Annotated in this window: 11 protein-coding genes; 3 read left to right on the top strand and 8 right to left on the bottom strand. The window is 64.5% G+C overall.

Annotation, left to right across the window (positions count from 1 at the left end):
* The 8 genes from PCLY_RS10665 to PCLY_RS10630 all read right to left on the bottom strand — a co-directional run bounded on the left by PCLY_RS10665 (position 1) and on the right by PCLY_RS10630 (position 16,375).
* The gene (locus PCLY_RS10665) at positions 1-1,479 is read right to left on the bottom strand and encodes an efflux transporter outer membrane subunit (protein WP_061239275.1); all 1,479 of its coding nucleotides are present in this window, start codon (positions 1,477-1,479) and stop codon (positions 1-3) included.
* The gene (locus PCLY_RS10660) at positions 1,476-4,580 is read right to left on the bottom strand and encodes a multidrug efflux RND transporter permease subunit (RefSeq protein ID WP_061239274.1); all 3,105 of its coding nucleotides are present in this window, start codon (positions 4,578-4,580) and stop codon (positions 1,476-1,478) included. The genes PCLY_RS10665 and PCLY_RS10660 overlap by 4 nt, the downstream gene beginning before the upstream one ends.
* A gap of 121 nt (positions 4,581-4,701) precedes the next feature.
* Complete coding sequence (locus PCLY_RS10655; protein WP_061239273.1) at positions 4,702-7,794, bottom strand: MdtB/MuxB family multidrug efflux RND transporter permease subunit; 3,093 nt, start codon at positions 7,792-7,794, stop codon at positions 4,702-4,704.
* Positions 7,791-9,008 carry an MdtA/MuxA family multidrug efflux RND transporter periplasmic adaptor subunit gene (locus tag PCLY_RS10650; RefSeq protein WP_061239272.1) on the bottom strand — a complete coding sequence of 406 codons (1,218 nt, stop codon included), beginning with the start codon at positions 9,006-9,008 and terminating at the stop codon, positions 7,791-7,793. The genes PCLY_RS10655 and PCLY_RS10650 overlap by 4 nt, the downstream gene beginning before the upstream one ends.
* A gap of 238 nt (positions 9,009-9,246) precedes the next feature.
* Positions 9,247-9,747: a thiol peroxidase gene (gene tpx / locus PCLY_RS10645; protein ID WP_061239271.1), complete on the bottom strand. Its 501-nt coding sequence runs from the start codon at positions 9,745-9,747 to the stop codon at positions 9,247-9,249.
* A gap of 174 nt (positions 9,748-9,921) precedes the next feature.
* On the bottom strand, positions 9,922-13,602 hold the full coding sequence (locus PCLY_RS10640) for a translocation/assembly module TamB domain-containing protein (RefSeq protein ID WP_061239270.1): 3,681 nt from the start codon (positions 13,600-13,602) through the stop codon (positions 9,922-9,924).
* Positions 13,599-15,326, bottom strand: a complete 1,728-nt coding sequence (locus tag PCLY_RS10635; protein WP_061239269.1) for an autotransporter assembly complex protein TamA — start codon at positions 15,324-15,326, stop codon at positions 13,599-13,601. The genes PCLY_RS10640 and PCLY_RS10635 overlap by 4 nt, the downstream gene beginning before the upstream one ends.
* Before the next feature lie 404 nt (positions 15,327-15,730).
* On the bottom strand, positions 15,731-16,375 hold the full coding sequence (locus PCLY_RS10630) for a GNAT family N-acetyltransferase (RefSeq protein ID WP_061239268.1): 645 nt from the start codon (positions 16,373-16,375) through the stop codon (positions 15,731-15,733).
* Positions 16,376-16,650: 275 nt separating this feature from the next.
* Here PCLY_RS10630 and xthA point away from each other — a divergent pair, with 275 nt between their 5' ends.
* The 3 genes from xthA (at position 16,651) to PCLY_RS10615 (ending at position 20,101) form a co-directional block, all read left to right on the top strand.
* Complete coding sequence (gene xthA / locus PCLY_RS10625) at positions 16,651-17,463, top strand: exodeoxyribonuclease III (protein ID WP_061239267.1); 813 nt, start codon at positions 16,651-16,653, stop codon at positions 17,461-17,463.
* A gap of 103 nt (positions 17,464-17,566) precedes the next feature.
* Complete coding sequence (locus PCLY_RS10620; protein ID WP_061239266.1) at positions 17,567-18,949, top strand: substrate-binding domain-containing protein; 1,383 nt, start codon at positions 17,567-17,569, stop codon at positions 18,947-18,949.
* A gap of 162 nt (positions 18,950-19,111) precedes the next feature.
* The gene (locus tag PCLY_RS10615) at positions 19,112-20,101 is read left to right on the top strand and encodes a TerC family protein (RefSeq protein ID WP_061239265.1); all 990 of its coding nucleotides are present in this window, start codon (positions 19,112-19,114) and stop codon (positions 20,099-20,101) included.
* Positions 20,102-20,109 lie beyond the last annotated feature (8 nt).

Raw genomic sequence — 20,109 nt, 5'->3', positions numbered from 1 at the left:
CTAACGCCCCTCGCTGGCCTCACTATCGTGCAGTTGCTGCAACTGCCAGCCGCCGCCGAGGGCCGCGATCAACTGCACGCTGGCCGTCAGCCGGCTGCCGAGCAAGGTGAGATTGGTGCGCTCGTTGTTCAGCGCCGTCGCCTGCACGGTGACCACGCTATTGTAGTCGACGGTGCCGGCGCGGTACTGGTTCTCGATCAGGCGCAGCGACTCGCGCGCCGCATCCAACGCTTCCTGCTGCACCCCACTCTCCTGCTCCAGCACGCGCAATTGCACCAGGTAGTCCTCCACTTCACGAAAGCTGTCCAGCACTGCCTGGCGATATTGCGCAACGGTCTGATCATAGGCCGCTTCGCTACGCTCCAGCTCCGCGCGGCGGGCGCCGCCGTCGAACAGGGTCAACGCCAGTTGCGGGCCCAGCGACCAGAAACGATTAGGAACCTCGATCCAGTCGGCGAAGCTGCTGCCCCGGTAGCCGCCGCTGGCCGAGAGCGTCAGATCCGGGAACCAGGCCGCCTCGGCTACGCCGATCTGCGCGTTGGCCGCCATCACCCGACGCTCGGCCGCGGCAATATCAGGACGCCGTTCGAGCAGCTGCGAAGGCAGCGCCACAGGCACATCGGGCAGTGCCGGCAGGCTCTCGCGCGGTGCGATGGACAGCTCGGCCGGGCTCACGCCGACCAATACGGCAATGGCATGTTCGAGCTGCGCGCGCTGCCACTGCAGGTCGATGGCCTGCGCCTGGGTGCTCTTGAGCTGCGTGGTGGCCTGGGACACGTCGGACTTGGGCACGATGCCGGCGCGGTACTGGTTCTCGGTCAGGCGCAGCGAGCGCGCATAAGCGGCGACGGTGGCGTCGAGCAGGCGCTTCTGTTCGTCGAGAACGCGCAGCTGCAGGTAGTTCTGCACCAGCTCGCTCTGTAGGCTCAAGCGCGCCGCCGCCAGATCCGCGGCGCTGGCATCGAACTCGGCACGGCTGGCCTCCAGCCCCCGGCGCAGCTTGCCCCAGAGATCCAGCTCCCAGGCGGCATTGAGGCTGAGGTCATAGTTCTTGGAGATGCGCGACGCCCCCGAACCACTGATTGCGACACCATCGGCGCTGCGTACGGCGCCGTCACCGCCGCCCTGCCCGGCCCGCGTCACCCCGGCACTGGCGGACAGCGTCGGGTAGAAACTGGCTCGCGCACCGCGCACCAGGGCGCGCGCCTGGCGGTACTGGGCCTCGGCGGCGGCCAAGTTCTGGTTGGACAACTGCAGGCGCTCGACCAAGGCGTTTAGCTCGGCATCGCCGTATAGCGCCCACCACTGGCCACGCTCCAGCGCGTCGGCCGGCGCCGCGCTCTTCCAGCCCTCGACCTGCTTGAACTGCGCCGGCGCCGCCAGCTCGGGGCGCTGGTAGTCAGGCCCCAGGGCGCAGCCACCCAGCATGCCGGCCAGCAGCAGGGAGACGAGGGTTCGGGCGTAGGGAGCTCGGTTCATAGCGGATTTTCCAATGAAGCATCGGTACGTACGCCGCGCCAGCGATTGACCCGATGGCGCAGGCGGTCGAAGTAGAGGTAGACCACCGGAGTGGTGTAGAGCGTCAGCATCTGGCTCAGCACCAGGCCACCGACGATGGTGATACCCAGCGGCTGACGCATTTCCGAACCTTCGGCGCTACCCAGCACCAGCGGCAAGGCGCCGAGAATCGCCGCCAGGGTGGTCATCATGATCGGGCGGAAACGCAGCAGGCAGGCCTGACGAATGGACTCCTGCGGGCTCAGGCGCTCGCCGCGCTCCAGCTGCAGGGCCAGGTCGACCATCAGGATGGCGTTCTTCTTGACGATGCCGATCAGCAGGAACAGCCCCAGCAGCGAGATCAGGCTGAACTCCATGCCCACCAGTTGCAGGGCGAGCAAGGCGCCGACTCCGGCAGACGGCAGGGTCGAAAGAATGGTCAGCGGATGCACATAGCTCTCGTAGAGCACGCCCAGCACCAGGTACACCACCACCAGCGCCAGCAGGATCATCAGCGGCTGGTTGTCCTGTGCCTTCTGGAAGGCCGCGCCGGTGCCGCCCAGCGTGCCCTGCACCTTGGTCGGCAGATTGAGCCGCGCGATGGCTGCGTCGATGGCGCGGGTCGCCTGATCCAGGCTGACGCCCTCGGCCAGGGAGAAACCGATGTTCTCCACGGCGAACTGGCCCTGGTGGCTGACCCGGTCGTTTTCCAGGCTGCGCTCCCAGTGAGCGAAGGTCGACAGCGGCACCCGCGCGCCGTCGCCGGTGATCAACTGGATCTGATCCAGCGCCTCGGGATGCTGGGCGTACTTGGGATTGATCTCCATCACCACGCTGTACTGGTTCAGCGCCTGATAGATGGTCGACACCTGGCGCTGGCTGAAGGCGTTGTTCAGCACCGACGTGACCATCGCCATGTCCACGCCCAGGCGGCGCGCCGTGTCACGGTCCACCACCAGGCGAATCTGCTGCGCGCCCTCGGTTTCGCGCGCGTCGATACCGGTCAGCTCGGGCAACGCGCGCAGCGCCTCGCGCACCCTCGGCAGCCAGGTACGCAAAGCGTCGAGGTCATCGGACAGCAGCATGTATTCGTTTTCCGAACTGCGCCCCTGGCGCCCGCCCATCTGCAGGTCCTGGTCCGGCATGAGGAACATGCGCCCGCCTGGCACCTTGGGCACCGTGTTGCGCAGGCGATTGATCACATCCTGCGCCGAGTCGCTGCGCTCGGCGATCGGTTTCAGGCGCACGATCATGAAGGCGTTGTTGATGCCGCTGCTGCCGCCGATGAAGCCTGCCACGCTCTCCACCGCCGGGTCGGCCAGCACCGCATTGCGGAAGATCTCCATCTTCGGCTGCATGACCTGGAACGACAGGCCGTCGTCGCCACGGATGAAACCGATCAGCTGGCCGGTGTCCTGCTGCGGCATGAAGGTCTTGGGCACGCTGACGAACAGGTAGACGTTCAGTGCGATGGTGGCGAGGAAACTCAGTAGCATCAGCAGCGAGTGGCGCAGGGCCCAGTCCAGGCTGCGCGCGTAGAAGGCCAGCACCAGCGCCTGGACCCGGTCACCCCATTGCTGCAGGCGGCTGCGTGATTGTTCCTCCTCGGCCTTGAGCCAGCGCGCGCAGAGCATCGGCGTCAACGTCAGCGACACCAGCAGGGAAATCACCACCGCGACCGCCAGGGTCAGGGAGAACTCACGGAACAGGCGCTCGACGATGCCACCCATGAACAGGATGGAGATGAACACCGCGACCAGCGACAGGTTCATCGACAGCAAGGTGAACCCCACTTCGCGCGTACCCTTGAGCGCCGCCTCCAGCGGATGCTCGCCATTGCGAATGTGCCGGGAGATGTTCTCCAGCACCACGATGGCATCGTCCACCACCAGCCCCGTGGCGATGATCAACGCCATCAGCGACAGGTTGTTCAGGGAGAAATCCAGCAGGTACATGGCGGCGAAGCTGCCGATCAGCGACACCGGCACCGCCAGCGCCGGAATCAGCGCTGCCCGCCAGCGGCCGAGAAACGCCAGCACCACCAGCATCACCAGGCCCACGGCGATCAGCAGGGTCTGCTCGGCTTCGTGCAGCGTGGCGCGGATCACCGGCGAGCGGTCCATGGCCACCTCCAGCTTGACGCTGGCCGGCATCACCTCGCGCAAGGCCGGCAGCTCGGCGCGAATGTCGCTGATGGTCTGCAGGATGTTCGCCCCGCTCTGCCGGTTGATCACCAGCAGCACTGCTTCCTGGTCGTTGTAGAAACCGCTGTTGTAGCGATCCTCGACGCCATCGGTCACGCTCGCCACGTCGCCCAGGCGCACGGCCGCACCGTTCTGGTAGCGGATGATCATCGGCATGTAGTCTGCGGCCTTGGCCAACTGGTCGCTGGCCTGCACCTGCCAGCGGCGCTGCGGGTCTTCCACGGCGCCCTTGGGTTTCAGCGCATTGCTGGCGGCGATGGCCTGACGCACCTCATCCAGGGCGATGCCGTACTGATCGAGCAGGCGCGGCTCCAGCGCCACGCGCACGGCGGGCAGCGAACTGCCGCCGACCTGCACTTCGCCCACCCCTGATACCTGCGACAGCTTCTGCGCCAGGATGGTCGAGGCGACGTCGTACAGCTGCCCCTTGTTCAGGCTGTCGCTGGTCAGCGAGATGACCATGATCGGTGCTTGCGAAGGGTTAATCTTGCGATAGCTGGGCATGCTGCGCATGCCGCTGGGCAACAGCTCGCGCGCCGCGTTGATCGCCGCCTGCACCTCACGGGCTGCGGTGTTGATGTCCTTGTCGAGATCGAACTCGACCATGATCCGCGTATTGCCCTGGCTGCTGTTGCTGTTCATCTGGTTGACGCCGGCGATGCTGCCCAGCGAGCGTTCCAGCGGCGTGGCCACCGTGGCCGCCATGATCTGCGGGCTGGCCCCGGGCAGACTGGCCTGCACGGTGATCACCGGGAAGTCCATGTTCGGCAGCGGCGATACCGGCAGCAGGCCGAAGCTGACGCCGCCGAGCAGCATGATCGCCAGGCTCAACAGCAAGGTTGCCACCGGGCGACGGATGAAGGGCGCGGACAAATTCATGCGTGATTGGCCCCGCCAAGGCTTCGCCAATCCTGTAGGAGCGGCTGGGCGGCATTCCGCTTCAGTCGCGAACAGGCCGTTGCAGGATATTCGCGGCTGAAGCCGCTCCTACGCCCAGAGCTCATACCGTCACTCCAGCGGCGCTGCGCCCGCTGAAACGCCGCGATAGGCGATCGAAGTACAGGTAGATCACCGGCGTGGTGAACAGCGTCAGCACCTGGCTGACCAGCAACCCGCCGACCATTACCAGGCCCAGCGGCTGGCGCAGCTCGGCGCCGGAGCCTGACGCCAGCATCAGCGGAATGGCGCCGAACAGCGCCGCCAGGGTGGTCATCAGAATGGGCCGGAAGCGCAGCAGCGCCGCCTGGTAGATCGCCGCCTCCGGCGCCATCCCCTGATGGCGCTCGGCCTCGAGGGCGAAGTCGATCATCATGATCGCGTTCTTCTTGACGATGCCGATCAACAGGATGATGCCGATGATGGCGATCAACCCCAGGTCGTTGCCCGTCAGCAGCAACGCCAGCAGCGCACCGACTCCCGCCGACGGCAGCGTGGACAAAATGGTGATCGGATGGATATAGCTCTCGTAGAGCACGCCCAGCACGATGTACATGGTGACGATGGCCGCTAGGATCAGCAGCAAGGTCGACGACAACGACGCACGGAACGCCTCGGCTGCGCCCTGGAACTGGGTATTGATGCCGCCCGGCAGGCCAATTTCCTGCTCGACCCGCTCGATCACCGCCACTGCCTCGCCCAGCGACACGCCAGGCGCCAGGTTGAACGACAGGGTCACCGCCGGGAACTGACCGATATGGTTGATCAGCAAGCTGGCCGGGCGCTCCTCGATATGCGCCAGGGATGACAGCGGCACCTGCTGGCCATCACCGGTGGCCACATGAATCTGACGCAACGCGGCCAGGCCGATACGCCCGCCGTCGCGGCTCTCCAGCACCACGCGGTACTGACTGGCCTGGGTGTAGATGGTGCTGATCTGGCGCTGGCCAAAAGCGTCATACAAGGCATCGTCGATAGTGCCGACGTTGATGCCCAGACGCGCCGCGGCGTCACGGTCGATATCCAGGAACACCTGCAGACCGCGGTTCTGCAGATCGCTGGCCACATCAGTCAGCTCCGGCTGCTCGCGCAGCGCCTCGACCAGACGTGGCGTCCAGGTTTCCAACAACTGGCTGTCAGGCGACTCCAGGGTGAACTGGAACTGGGTACGGCTGATGCGATCCTCGATGGTCAGGTCCTGTACCGGCTGCATGAATAACTCGATACCGGGAACCTTCGCCAGCTCCGGACGCAAGCGTTCGATCACCTCGCTGGCGGTGGCATCGCGCTCGGCGTGGGTTTTCAGGTTGATCAGCAAACGGCCGCTGTTGAGCGTGGGGTTATCGCCATCCACACCAATCGACGAGGACAGGCTGGCCACAGCCGGATCATGCAGGATCACGTCGGCCAGACGTTGTTGGCGCTCGCTCATTGCGCTGAAGGAAATCGACTGCGGCGCCTCGGAAATACCCTGGATCACCCCGGTGTCCTGCACCGGAAAGAAGCCTTTGGGCACGGCCAGATACAGCAGCACGGTCAGGCCCAGCGTAGCCATGGCCACCAGCAGGGTCAGCGGTTGGTGACGCAGCACCCACTGCAGCCACACGCCATAGCGTTCGATCATGCGGTCGATCACGCCACCGGCCGCGTGGTAGAAACGCCCTTCCGACTCGGGCTTTTCGGCCTTGAGCAGGCGCGCGCACATCATCGGCGTGAGGGTCAGCGACACCACAAGGGAAATCAGGATGGCCACCGCCAGGGTGATGGCGAACTCACGGAACAGCCGCCCCACCACATCGGCCATGAACAGCAGCGGAATCAGCACGGCGATTAGCGACAGGGTCAGCGAGACCAGGGTGAAGCCGATCTGCCGGGCGCCCTTGAGCGCAGCGTTGAGCGGCGTTTCGCCCTCCTCCAGATGACGGGCGATGTTCTCCAGCATGACGATGGCATCGTCGACCACGAAGCCGGTGGCGATGGTCAGCGCCATCAGCGTCAGGTTGTTGATGGTGAAACCGGCCAGGTACATCACGCCGAAGGTGCCGATCAGCGACAGCGGCACGACGATGGACGGAATCAGGGTCGCCGACAGCTTGCGCAGGAACAGGAAGGTCACCATCACCACCAGGGCGATGGCCAGTAGCAGCTCGTGCTGCACATCGCGTACGGCAGCGCGGATGGTCTGGGTGCGATCAGTGAGCACCTTGACCTCGACGCTGGCCGGCAGGCCTTCGGTCAGGTGTGGCAGCAGGGTCTGGATGCGGTCAACCACATCGATGACGTTGGCGCCGGGTTGGCGCTGCACGTTCACCAGTACCGCCTGGTTGCGATTGGCCCAGGCAGCCAGGCGCTCGTTCTCGGCGCCGTCGATGATCTCGGCGACATCTTTCAGGCGTAATGCCGAGCCGTTCTCGTAGTTGAGGATCAGCTCGCGATATTCCTCGACCGACTTCAACTGGTCGTTGGCGTCGAGTTGGGAAACCCGTGTCGGCCCGTCGAAGTTGCCCTTGGGCTGGTTGACGTTGCTGGCCGTGATCAGGCTACGCACGTCGGCCAGGCTCAGGCCATAAGACGCGAGCGCCTCCGGGTTGACGCGAATGCGCACGGCAGGGCGTTGCCCGCCAGCCAGGGTCACCAGGCCGACGCCACTGGTTTGCGCCAGCTTCTGCGCCAGGCGGGTATCGACCAGGTCGTTGACCTGCGGTAATGGCATCGTCTTTGAGCTCACCGCCAGGGTCAGCACCGGTGTGTCAGCGGGGTTGACCTTGTTGTACACCGGCGGCGCCGGCAGGTCGCCAGGCAAGAGGTTGCTCGCCGCGTTGATCGCCGCCTGCACTTCCTGCTCGGCCACCGCCAGCGAGACATCGAGATTGAAGCGCAGGGTGATCACCGAAGCGCCGCCCGAGCTGGTCGAGGACATCTGCTTGAGCCCGGCCATCTGCCCGAACTGGCGCTCCAGCGGCGCGGTCACGGCGCTGGTCATCACATCCGGGCTGGCGCCTGGATACAGGGTCAGCACGCGGATGGTCGGGTAGTCCACCTCCGGCAGCGCCGACACCGGCAGCAGTCGGTAGGCGATCAGGCCGCTGAGGAAGATCGCCACCATCAACAGCGTGGTAGCGACCGGCCGCAGGATGAAGGGCCGCGAAATGTTCATGCGCCGCTCTGCATGGTGGCCTGGCCAGGCTCAGCCTGCGTCGGCTGCGCCGCATTCGGTGCGACCACGTCCACCTCGCTGCCATCACGCAGGCGGTCGGTGCCTTCCGTCACCAGCCGCTCGCCCCGCTGCACACTGTCGTTGACCATGCTGCGCTCGGCATCGCTGGCCAACACGGTAACCGGGCGGATGCTCACCTTGTTGTCGCGGTCGACCACATAGACGAAGGTGCCCTGGGTGCCGAACTGCACTGCAGCGGACGGAATGATGGTGGCCGCCTCACGGGTGTCGACGCGCAGGCGCACGTTGACGAACTGATTGGGAAAGAGCATCTGCTCGGCGTTGTCGAAACGCGCCTTGAGCTTGACGGTACCTGTGGTGGTGTCGATCTGGTTGTCCAGGCTCTCCAGCACACCCTCGGCCAGCTTCAGGCGCTCGCCACGGTCCCAGGCCTCGACCGCCAGGGTGGCGCCGTCTCGACGACGTTGCAGCACGGCAGGCAAGTCGCCCTCGGGAATGGTGAAGATCACTGCGATCGGGTCGGCCTGGGTGATCACCACCAGCGGCGTGGTATCACCGCTGCTGACCAGGTTGCCGACATCCAGCTGCCGCAACCCCAGGCGGCCATCGATGGGCGCGCGGATCTGGGTAAAGTCGAGGTTCAACTTGGCCGTGGCGACATCGGCCTGGTTGCTCTGCAGGCTGCCACGATACTGATTGACCAGAGCCTCCTGGGTATCCAGGGTCTGCTTGGCGATGCTGTCCTCGGCGTACAGGCCTTTGTAGCGCTGCAGATCCAGCTCGGCGTTCTTCAGTTGCGCCTGATTTTCCTGCAGCGCCCCCTGCGCCTGCTGCAATGCGACCTGATAAGGGCGCGGATCGATCACCGCCAGCAAATCGCCGGCCTTGACCTGCTGCCCCTCATCGAACAGCACCTTGACCAACTCGCCGTCGACTCGCGAGCGCACATTGACCGTGTTGTAGGAGGTGACGGTGCCGAGCGCCTTGAGCTCGATGGCGAACTCGCCCTGCTCGACCTCGGCCACACGCACCGGTACCGGCCCCATGTCACCGAAACGACCACGCCCCATCTGCTGGCTTTGCGGTCCGCTCGGCCAGAACCACCAGAGCAGCAGTAGCAGCACGGCGAGCAGCGTCAGGCCGATCAGCCATTGGCGGGAGGTGTTCGAGGAGGACGAAGAAGCATTCGACATGGCAGGCGCGCGGTCACTTTTGGTGGGAGTCGGAACGATAGTCACTGGCCCGCGTCAAGCAAAGCCTATTTACCCGCTTTTTACGCTCCCCTTACGTTACTAACTGTTTGTGTCCAGCCATCCCTGGCGGCCACCCTTCGGGCCGTCGCGGGCGACGTCAAAAAACGCTCCAGGCGTTTTTTGAGGCACAAATAAAAACGGCCTGCTAGGCAGGCCGTTCTGCAACACCAGCAGTGCGTTACTTCAGCACAGCCAGGGCAGCGGCATAGTTTGGCTCGTCGGCGATCTCGCCAACCAGCTCGCTGTGCAGCACCTTGTCGCTTTCATCCAGAACCACCACGGCACGCGCGGCCAGACCGACCAGCGGGCCGCTGGCAATGGCCACGCCGTAGTTCTTGAGGAACTCGACACCACGCAGGGTGGACAGATTGACCACGTTTTCCAGGCCTTCGGCACCGCAGAAGCGCGCCTGGGCGAACGGCAGGTCAGCGGAGATGCACAGCACCACGGTGTTGTTCAGCTGGCTGGCTTCGGTGTTGAACGTGCGCACGGAGGTGGCACAGGTCGGGGTATCGACGCTCGGGAAGATGTTCAGCACCTTGCGCTTGCCGGCAAGGCTGGCCAGGGTGACGTCGCTCAGGTCGCCAGCGACCAGGCTGAAAGCCGGAGCCTGTTGGCCGGCCTGCGGCAGTTGACCGTCGACCTGCACCGGGTTGCCTTTGAGAGTGACTTGCGCCATGAGAGTTTCCTTATCGTTCAGGGAGTTGAAGGGCAAATGTGTGACATCGGGTTCGCCGTGGCGAATGCTCCATCGAATGGCAGGTCACGGCCCGACCATCCGTCCAGACTAGCGCAGAAGCGCTGCCGATACACCCGAGGCCCTGTAGGGATTTAGCGAAATATCGCGCAGCCATCAGAAATCCCGCCGATAGAACAGGTCGAGCGAACTGGCCAGGCCGCTGGCGGCCTCCAGGTACAGGCGTCGACTGAGTTCATAACGCAGGGCGATGGTGTTGGCCGGCTCGAACACACCCACGCCGTAACGCAGACTCAAACGCTCGGTGATATTGCCGCTGGCTACCACGCTGGTGGTCACCCCACTGCCTTCGGTATCGAGCTGGAAATCCTGAATGCCCAGGCGATTGGCCAGGCTGGTGGTGAGCGAACTGCTTCCGGCCAGGCCGAGCGCCAGCGCAGCCTGACCGAGCATGTTGTTGTCACCCGAGCTCTGCCCCAATGGTCGCCCCAGCACCAGATAGGACAGCGCCTGCTCCTGGCTCATGGCCGGTTCGGAAAAGACCGTGGTGTTGGGCTGATCAGCGCTACCGGACAGACGAATGCCGGCGACGACCGTGTCGACGCGGCGAATCGCCTCGACATCGAGAAATGGCTGATCGATCGGCCCGGTGAACAGCAAACGCGCGCGGCGTATGCTCAGGCGCTGACCATAGGCACGATAGCGGCCGTTGACCAGATCCAGCTCACCGCGAGTATCGAGGTTGTCACCGATGTGCACGCGCCCACGAAGGTCGGCGCTCAAGCCGAACCCGCTGAACGCCAGCTTGTCCTGGCCGACGTCGACATCGACATCCATGGCCATACCCAGGCCTGGTTCGGCTTGTGGGGTATCACGGCCGACCACCCGCGCGTCAGCGGACACCTTCACCGTCGACGGCGGCAGCTCCCGCACGCTGATCAAGCCGCGCGGCACGCCGACCTTGCCGCTGACGGCCATGTGCTGGTCACGCAACTGCAGCTTCAGATCGGGCTCGACCTCCAGCTCGGCATAGGGCTCGACCTTGACCGGCAGGCGCTGCCCCTGCAGCGCCAGATCGCCACTCAGCCCCTGGGCCCAGGTCAGCTGGCCGCGCAAGCTGCCACGGCCCTGCTCGCCACTGCGCCAGTCGCCCGACAGCTGCACCTGTTCGCCGGCGATCAACGCTTGCAGCTGCAAACCCTCCAGACTGACCGGCAACTGGCTGCCGGACAGCTCACCACCATCCAGGCGCAGTTGGCCGTTGATCTGCGGTGCCAACAGGTGGCCGCCGATATTGCCGTTACCCTGCAGCTTGCCTTCGAGCTTGTCCGCCATGGGCACGAAGGGACGCAGCACGGCCAGGTCGAAGCCGCTCAGGCGGAACTCGCCGCTGACCGGTTTGTTCGCCGGGCGCGGATCGATACGAGCCTGCAACGCCAGGTCGCCCAGACGCTCGCTGACAAAACGCAGCTCGCTGTCCACCCGCTGTGGGCGCAGGGTGCTGTCCAGACGCAGGCTGTCGTAGGGGAAGTCCAGCCATCGCTCTTCATCCGGCTGGCGAATGCGCAGGTTGCCGCCGCCCGCATCGAGCGTGATCTGGCCGTTGGGGCCGCTTTCGGGCAGCTCGATTTTCAACTGACCGTCCAGGCGCCCCTGCCAGGCGAAATCCTCGGGCAGCCAGGGCTGCAGGCTGGCCAGGGGGAAGTTCTGCAGGCGCCAGTCCAGGCTCGGTTGCGGCATCAGGCGCTGCTGGCCGCCGCAGAGACTGGCATCGCCGGACTGCCAGCAATGCGCGCCCAGGTTCAGGCGACCACTGGCCAGGCGCTCCAGGCTCGCGGCCTGCTGCAGCTGCCAGTCCTGGCCGCCGCTCTGTACGCGGCCAGTGGCGATACGCCCACGCCAATCACCCTGCTCGCTCAAATTGCCGTCCAGGGCCAGGGCCAGGTGCAGCAACGGGCCTTGCAGATCGATATCCAGCGCCTGGCGCCGCTGATCGCCACGGCCATCAGCCTGCAGCCGCCCGAGGTAGGTGTCGCCGATACGGATACCGCGCAGATTCAAACCGACACGCGCCTGCTGTCGGGCATCCAGCGTCGCGTCCAACTGCAGGCGGCGCAGACTGGGGTCGCCGAAGGCCAACCGCTCCCCACTCAGCGCAAGCTGGCCCTGCGGCGCCTGTAGCGAACCGGCCAGCGACAGCTGCCCCTGCACCTGACCTTGCAGGCCCGGCCAGAGCTGACCCAGGCGTGGCAAGGCCAGTTGCAACTGACCTCGCAAGCGTTGGTCAAGCGCGCCCTGCCCGCTGACGCGGTTATCGCCCAGACGCACCAGCAGCCTTTGCAGCTGCCACTGCTCACCGCTACCGGCGCCCTGCACCTGCAATTGCGCCGGCTGGCCGCGCAGACGGCCATTGAGGTCGATATCGGCCTTGGCCTGCAATGCACCGGCGTTGAAGCGACCCGAGGTGTTCAGCGGGCCAGCCAGATTACCCGGCATTTGCGCCAGCCAGTAACCGGGGTCGAGGTCGCTCAGCTGCAGCATGGCCTGCCAGTCGATGCCGTCGGCGAAGCCGACCTTGACCACCCCTTCGGCGCGCCCCTGTCCCGCCAGCAGCTGCAATTGCGGCAGGCTGACCTGGCCATGATCGCCGCTGAGCGGACTGCTCAGGCTGAACTCACCGGCCGGCCCCTGCAGTTGCGCAGCGAAGTTGCCCAGATAGTTGCCTTGGCTGTAGCTGACCTCGGCCTGCAAGTTGCGCAAAGCCACCGGTGGCGGCTGGTACAGCGGGTACAGGCGTTGCCAGGGAAAGTCCAACCAGTCCAGCTGCGCATCGGCGCTGAAGGCCTCGTTCCAGGCCAGTTTGCCCTTGACCTGCAGGTGCTGCTCTTCGGCCTGAATACGCAGCGACTCGATGTCAGCACCAGCGGCGTCCACGCGCGCATTGAGTTGCAGTGGCATCGGCGCCTGTTCGGCCGGCAGATTGGCGCTGCCGTCGATGCGATAGCCAGCCGCAAGGTCGCCTTTGGCTTGCAGTTGCAGATCCTGCAGGCGCAGGGTTGGCGGCAAGGCGCTACTGGCCTGGAAGTCGCGACTGGTCAGGCGCAGCTCGGCTGGCAGATGCTCGGCCAGCAGCTGCACCTGCCCGTCGAGACGAGCGTCGAGATAACCGCGGCTATCGGCCCCGATCGTCAGGCTGCGTTGCACATCGCCCCCCACCTGCAGCGCCACCTGCCAGGCCTTGCCATCGACCTCCGGTAACTGCAGGCGGCCGCTCAGGGCCAGCGGCCAGTCGCCCTGTGGCGTCAGCTGGCCACTGAGCTCCAGACTCAGGTCATCGCGCTGCAAGGCCAGGCGTTGCAGCGCCACGCCCTGCTCGTTCCAGCTGGCGACCAGTTGCAGATCGCGCAGCTGCGTCTGGCCGTCCAGACGCAACTCGCCCAGCTGAATATCGCCGAGCTGCAGGTGCAACGGCAGTTTGAGGTTCGGCAGGCTCAACGGCTCGTCGCTGGCCTCCCCGCTCTGCGGCAGGGTCACGGCCACCTGCTGCAGATGCAGGCGATCCAGGCACAAGGTCAGTCGCAGCAGGCAGGCAGGCGACCAGGCCATGTCCGGCTGCTGCAGCTCCACACGCATGTCACCCTGCTGCCAGCGCAGCGCATCGGCCTGCCAGGCGCCGCCCAAACGCCCTGCGAAGTTATCGACCTGCAGGCCAGGCACCTGCGCCAGCAACCAACGGCTGCCGCCCTGGGTACCGAGCAGTGCCCACAGAGCCGCGACGAGCAGCAACACCAGGGCGAGCACGCCGCCGGCCAGCCATTTCAGCAGTCGCCGGGTCATAGTTCAGGCCCCATGGAGAAATGCAGACGCACGCCACCGTCGTCGTCCAGTGCGTGAGCGAGGTCCAGACGCAACGGACCAACCGGCGAAACCCAACGCACACCGAAACCGACGCCGGTCTTCAAGGTGGGGATGTCCAGCGAATTGAAGGCGTTGCCCTGGTCGATGAAGGTCGCCAGACGCCACTTGTCGTTGAGGCTGTACTGGTATTCGGCGCTGGCAGCGAACAGGTAGCGGCCACCGACCTTGTCACCACGGTCATTCTCCGGCGACAGGCTCTGATAGTCGTAACCACGCACGCTCTGATCACCACCGGCGAAGAAGCGCAGCGACGGCGGCACGGCCGAGAAACCGTTGGTTTCGGTACCACCGAACTGCACGCGGCCAAGCAGGCGGTGATTGTCGAATACGGTGGTCAGGCCCTTGAGCATGATATTGCCGTGCAACACATTGGCATCGGACAGCACGCCATCGACGGCACCGCGCAGGTCGAATTGCACCCGGTAGCCCTGGTTCGGGTCGAGCCGGTTGTCGCTGCGCAGCAGCGAATAGCTGACACCCGGCATCAGTAGCGTGCTGAGCCCGGAGTCGTCACCCAGGCGATATTCTTCGCGCTGCCACTTCACCGACAGCACGCGCTGCCAGCCGCCAGAGCGCTGGCTGTGCCATTCCGGGCCTAGGGTCAGCAGGCGGCTGAGGCTGTCGCTGCTGGCCAGTTCCTCGTATTGATAGCCGCCAGCCAGGCGCAGCTTGTCGGTCAACGGTGGATCGCCGGGAATGTCGTACCACAGGCCGACGTTCTGCCGCGGCGCGGACAGCTCGGTTTCGATGCCGTAGCTGTGCCCCTGCCGATTGCGCCAGTGACGCGTCCAGTTGGCGCGCAGGCGCGGCCCGACATCCGTGGAAAACCCCAGGCCCAGGCCCATGCTGCGCGGCTTGCGTACTTGCAGCGCCACCGCCACCGGAATGCGCAACTGGTTGGCCTGGGTGGGAATGGCATCGACCCGCACGGACTCGAAATAGCCACTGGACTGCAATGCCTGATACAGCTCGGCGATCAACTCGGAGTCGTACGGCGTGTCCGGTTTGAACGGCACCATGCGTAGCAACAGTTCTTCGTCGAATGGAAAGTCACCGTTGAAGGCAATATCGCCCAGGCTGTAGCGCGGGCCGCTGGTGAACACCAGCTCGATATCGGCGACGCCGGCAGCCGGGTCGATTTCCAGGCGCTGGCGGGAGAATCGGCCGTCGAAGAAACCATAACGCGAGGCCTGGTTCTGGATCAGCCGTTTGGCGTCCTCGTAGCGTCCGTGGTTGAGCACCGAACCCGGCTTCAGTCGACTGGCATTGGGCACGCGAAACGCCGACAGCTCGCTGGCCGGGCCTTCGATGCGGATGTCGACGTTGCGCAGGCGAATGCGCTCGCCGGGCTCCACCTCGAGCACCAGGCGCGGCGTTTCGCCCTGTTCGACATGACTGCGGATACGCGCCTGGTAATACCCCAGGGCCTGCGCTGCCTTGTCCGCCTCGCTCTCGGCGATACGGCGCATACGCCGCAGCGACTGGGCGTCACGGCCGTCGAGGCTGCCGACATAACCTTCGATATTGCTCTTGAGAGCCGAATTGCTGGGGGTGATTCGTACGTCGAGTTCGCTCGCTGCGAAGGCACTCGTACTGATCAGCAGCAGGGTCAGGCTGCGCTGAATATGTCCATATACACTCATGGCGGAGGATGCTACCACGGAGCAAAGCTCGCGCTAGCAGGCCTTCGACAAACGACCTGCGAGGCCATTACCGAGCTGAACAGCAGCTCGTGTGCGAGCCGATCCAGGTGCCCTCGTCAAGACGCTCATCGCCAGGCTTTGTACGAAAAGTCGTCGAGCGAAGGTCAGGCAATACCGATGGCGGCCCCGCGAAATCGCTCGAAGAAGCGCAGTTTACGTGCTGTAAATGAGCATTCTGAGAGCGATTTCAACGCAGCATCACCGAGCGCAGGCACTTTTCGTACAGAACCCAGCACGACTGCACCGGCTGACGCGGCTCGCCCTGCTCCTGCATCCATGCTGCACTCGCCTGGGTCTTGCAACCGCCTGCCTAAGGCCTCGGGCTTAGGCCAGACAGGCAGCGTTCAGGCGCTGGCCCTGACCACCGGTTGCGGATTGGGGTGGAAGAACACGTGCTCGACCACGGGACCAATGGCCAGTTCACCAATTTCCTCGTACCCCTGGCGCCGGTAGAACTCCAGATAGCGCGCATTGCCGGTATCCAGCACCACCCCTTGCGAACCAGTGTCCTGCGCGCACCAGTCGTGCAGCGCCTCGAGCAGTTGCTCGCCACGGTGCTGGCCCTGGAACTCGGGGTGAATACCCAACAGCGGCAGCACGTGATAAGGCCCAGGAGGCAGGCTCGCGAGCACCGCATCGTGGTATTCGAGGTAGCGTTTGGTGCAGCCGAAGCCGGTGCTCAGCAGCATGCGCAACCGCCAATTCCAGCTTTCGGTGATGTCCAGGCGCCGCTGCGGTGGCGCAATCAGCGCGGCGCCGATCAAACGATCGTCGATCAGCAAGCCGATGGCCGGCAGATCTTCGGCAAAGTGCTGCTGCACCAATTCGCGAATCGTCGCGCGCACGCGCTGATCGAAACCCGCCCGCTCGGCCTCGAACAGGTAGGCGAAGGTCGGCTCGTGGCGATAGGCATGGTAGAGCAGCGAACGAACCTCACGGGCGTAGCCACCATCGAGCATGCGCACTTCTGCTGGAGCGTTGTTGGGCATGGCAGACCTCTGCTGTCGTAGGTTGTGCTCAGGCATGTGACAGCCGACTGAGGCCGTTCAAGAAAAGTGCCTGCGCTCGGTGATGCTGCGTTGAAACAGGCCCAAGGCGCTGATGTACACAAGCAGACTCCGCGTCCGTGCCTGTTTTGGCTTTACTCGAGCGTCGCTCGGTAGCTTTTGTACAGACCCTAGCACCGCCGCCCGACGCCCGCCAGGCGCTGGCCGCGAGCGCAAAGGATCGGCTAGCATCACCTTTTGCCCAGGACCCGCTGCCCATGAAAATCGTCTCCTTCAATATCAATGGCCTACGCGCGCGCCCTCATCAGTTGCAAGCTCTGATCGAAAAACACCAGCCAGACGTGATCGGCCTGCAGGAAACCAAGGTAGCCGATGAGCAGTTTCCGGAAGCCGAAATCCGCCAGCTTGGCTACCACGTGCATTACCACGGCCAGAAAGGCCATTACGGCGTCGCCCTGCTCTCGCGCCAGGAGCCGCTGAGCCTGCACAAGGGCTTCCCCGGTGACGCTGAAGACGCTCAGCGACGCTTCATCTACGGCACCTTCGCCGACGCCAACGGCAATCCGGTCACGGTGATGAACGGCTACTTCCCGCAGGGCGAGAGCCGTGATCATCCGCTGAAATTTCCGGCCAAGCAGCGCTTCTATGCCGATCTGCAGCAACTACTGGTCGAGCACTTCGATCCACAGCAGGCGCTGGTGGTGATGGGCGACATCAACATCAGTCCGGAAGATTGCGACATCGGTATTGGCGAGCCCAATCGCCTGCGCTGGCTGAAAACCGGCAAGTGCAGCTTCCTGCCGGAGGAGCGCGAGTGGCTGGCGACCCTCAAGAGCTGGGGCCTGGTGGACAGTTTCCGCCACCTCAACCCCGAGGTGAATGACCGCTTCAGCTGGTTCGACTATCGCAGCCGTGGTTTCGAGGACGACCCCAAGCGCGGCCTGCGCATCGACGTAATCCTGGCCAGCCAGCCGCTGCAGGCGCGCTTCAAGGATGCCGGCATCGACTACGACCTGCGCGGCATGGAAAAACCGTCCGATCATGCGCCGATCTGGCTTGAGCTGAACTGAACCAGAGGCGCGTGCACAGCACGCGCCCGTCATATCCCTGCAATCTGACTGACTTAATCTGCGCGGCACGTTTCCTCCTAACCCACTAGAAGGTGCCTGCCGCATGCCGCGCGCCCAGTCTGCCATCGACCATGATCTCTGGGGTCGAACCCTGTCACTGCTGCTCATCGGTTTCATCTGCTACGCCCTGCCCCTTTCGGTATTCGCTGCCCTGCCCGCCTCCGACGGCAACCGGCCGGTGCTGCGCATCCAGGGCTCCAACACCATTGGCGCCAAGCTCGGCCCCGAACTGGTCAAAGGGCTGTTCGAGGCACAAGGGCTGCACGACATTCGCAGCGAGCACGGCGCCCATGAAAACGAGCAACGCCTGCTCGCACGCCAGGCCGACGGCCGTCAGATCATCGTCGAGGTCGCCGCTCACGGTTCGGGCACCGGTTTTACCTCGCTCAAGGATGGCAGCGCCGACCTGGCGGCTTCTTCGCGACCGATCAAGGACGGCGAGGCCACCGCCCTGGCACCGCTGGGCGACCTGCGCAGCCCGCAGAGCGAACAGGTCATCGCCATCGACGGCCTGGCGATCATCGTGCATCCGTCGAACCCGCTGACAACACTCAGCGTCGAGCAGATCGCGCAACTGTTCTCTGGCGAGATCGATGACTGGGCGGCGCTGGGCGGCAACCCCGGCAAGGTTCACCCCTATGCACGCGATGACAACTCCGGCACCTACGACACGTTCAAGGAGCTGGTGCTGGCGCCGGGCGGACGCGCACTGGCGGCCAACGCACAACGCTTCGAATCGAGCGATCAGCTGTCTGACTCGGTTAGCTCCGACCCCAACGGTATCGGCTTCATCGGCCTGCCCTACATACGCCAGGCCAAGGCTGTCGCCGTCGCTGCTGGCGACTCCCAGCCGATGCCGCCGAGCACCACACTGATCGCCACAGAGGATTACCCGCTGGCGCGTCGCCTATTCATCTACAACGATCCGCATCAGGAAAACCTCTGGGCGCGCGCGTTGATCGACTTCACCCAAAGCCCCCGCGGCCAGGCAATAGTCGACCGCAGCGGCTTCATCGCTCAGACCGTCGAGGCGGTGAAGGTCACAGCCGATACGCAGATGCCCACCGATTACCAGCAACTGGCACAGCAGGCGCAACGCCTGTCGGTGAACTTCCGCTTCCAGGAAGGCAGCGCGACCCTGGACAACAAGGCCCAGCGCGACCTGCAGCGGGTGCTGGATTACCTCAAACAGCACGACAAGCTGCAGAACAAGGTGGTGCTGGTCGGTTTCGGCGACGCCAAGAGCGACCCCGAACGCGCCGAACTGCTGTCGAAACTAAGGGCCATGGCGGTCCGCCGCGAACTGGCCAGACAGGGCGTGCTCTTCCGCGAAATCACCGGAATGGGCAGCGAGCTGCCAGTGGCCGCCAACGACCAGAACATCGGGCGCATCCGCAATCGCCGGGTCGAAGTCTGGGTGTACTGACAGCTGAAAAATAATCCCCGCCAGGGGGCTTGGCAGCTTGTCGAGTCGGCGTTAATCTCCGCCGCGCGTGACGCCGGGCCCCTCTGGCGGTGAGTTTCTCACCGTGATGTCGGAGTCACTGAGTCGATTTCTTCAACTCAGGCAGACATATAGGGAGGGCTCATGGACGCTCTACTTGCCTTTTTGACATCCCCCATCTTCGGTACCCCTGGCTGGTTCTGGCTGGCATTCCTGGTACTGATCATCACCCTTCTGGTACTCGACCTCGGCGTCCTGCATCGCGATCAGCATGAAATCGAGATGCGCGAAAGCCTGCTGCTGTATTCCGGCTACTTCAGTGTCGGCGTCGCCTTCGGCGGCTGGATCTGGTGGCAGCTTGGCGGCATCAAGGCGATGGAGTACTACACCGGTTTCCTGGTGGAGCAATCGCTGTCGATGGACAACGTTTTCGTCATGGCAATGATCCTCGGCTACTTCAACATCCCGCGTAAGTACCAGCATCGCGTGCTGTTCTGGGGCATTCTCGGGGTGATCGTGCTGCGTGCGATCATGATCGGCCTGGGCACGGCGCTGGTGCAGCAGTTCGACTGGATTCTCTACATCTTCGGCGCCTTCCTGCTCTTCAGCGGCATCAAGATGCTGCGCAGCGGCGGTGACGAAGAGTCACATCCGGACCTGGCGCAGAATCCGGTGATCCGCTTCGTGCGCAAGCACATTCGCGTCAGCGACGACCTGCACGAAGGCAAGTTCCTGGTACGCCTTAAGGACAAGGTCAGCGGCAAGCCACTGCTCTACGCCACCCCGCTGCTGCTGGCGCTGGTGCTGATCGAGCTGGCCGACCTGGTGTTCGCCGTCGACAGCGTGCCGGCCGTGCTGGCCATCTCGCAGGACCCGTTCATCGTCTATACCTCGAACATCTTCGCCATTCTCGGCCTGCGCGCGCTGTACTTCGCCCTGGCCGCACTGATGCACCGCTTCATCTACCTGAAATACGCCCTGGCACTGGTGCTGATGTACATCGGTGGCAAGATCTTCCTGCACGACCTGATCAAGGTTCCCGCCCTGCTCTCACTTGGCGTAACCTTGGGTCTGCTGGCTGGCGGCGTGCTGCTGTCGCTGCTCAAGACACGAGACAAGGCCAGCACCACCTAAGGAGGGGG

The organism is Ectopseudomonas composti (assembly GCF_001567565.1).
GTDB classification, from domain to species: domain Bacteria; phylum Pseudomonadota; class Gammaproteobacteria; order Pseudomonadales; family Pseudomonadaceae; genus Aquipseudomonas; species Aquipseudomonas composti_A.
Note: the sequence above shows the minus strand (reverse complement) of the source record. Positions and strands in the feature narration are given on the sequence as shown.

What these genes read in the sequence shown, in the direction of transcription:
- PCLY_RS10665 (WP_061239275.1), bottom strand. Translation starts at nt 1,479, where the DNA reads ATGAACCGAGCTCCCTACGCCCGAACCCTCGTCTCCCTGCTGCTGGCC.
- PCLY_RS10660 (WP_061239274.1), bottom strand. Translation starts at nt 4,580, where the DNA reads ATGAATTTGTCCGCGCCCTTCATCCGTCGCCCGGTGGCAACCTTGCTG.
- PCLY_RS10655 (WP_061239273.1), bottom strand. Translation starts at nt 7,794, where the DNA reads ATGAACATTTCGCGGCCCTTCATCCTGCGGCCGGTCGCTACCACGCTG.
- PCLY_RS10650 (WP_061239272.1), bottom strand. Translation starts at nt 9,008, where the DNA reads ATGTCGAATGCTTCTTCGTCCTCCTCGAACACCTCCCGCCAATGGCTG.
- tpx (WP_061239271.1), bottom strand. Translation starts at nt 9,747, where the DNA reads ATGGCGCAAGTCACTCTCAAAGGCAACCCGGTGCAGGTCGACGGTCAA.
- PCLY_RS10640 (WP_061239270.1), bottom strand. Translation starts at nt 13,602, where the DNA reads ATGACCCGGCGACTGCTGAAATGGCTGGCCGGCGGCGTGCTCGCCCTG.
- PCLY_RS10635 (WP_061239269.1), bottom strand. Translation starts at nt 15,326, where the DNA reads ATGAGTGTATATGGACATATTCAGCGCAGCCTGACCCTGCTGCTGATC.
- PCLY_RS10630 (WP_061239268.1), bottom strand. Translation starts at nt 16,375, where the DNA reads ATGCCCAACAACGCTCCAGCAGAAGTGCGCATGCTCGATGGTGGCTAC.
- xthA (WP_061239267.1), top strand. Translation starts at nt 16,651, where the DNA reads ATGAAAATCGTCTCCTTCAATATCAATGGCCTACGCGCGCGCCCTCAT.
- PCLY_RS10620 (WP_061239266.1), top strand. Translation starts at nt 17,567, where the DNA reads ATGCCGCGCGCCCAGTCTGCCATCGACCATGATCTCTGGGGTCGAACC.
- PCLY_RS10615 (WP_061239265.1), top strand. Translation starts at nt 19,112, where the DNA reads ATGGACGCTCTACTTGCCTTTTTGACATCCCCCATCTTCGGTACCCCT.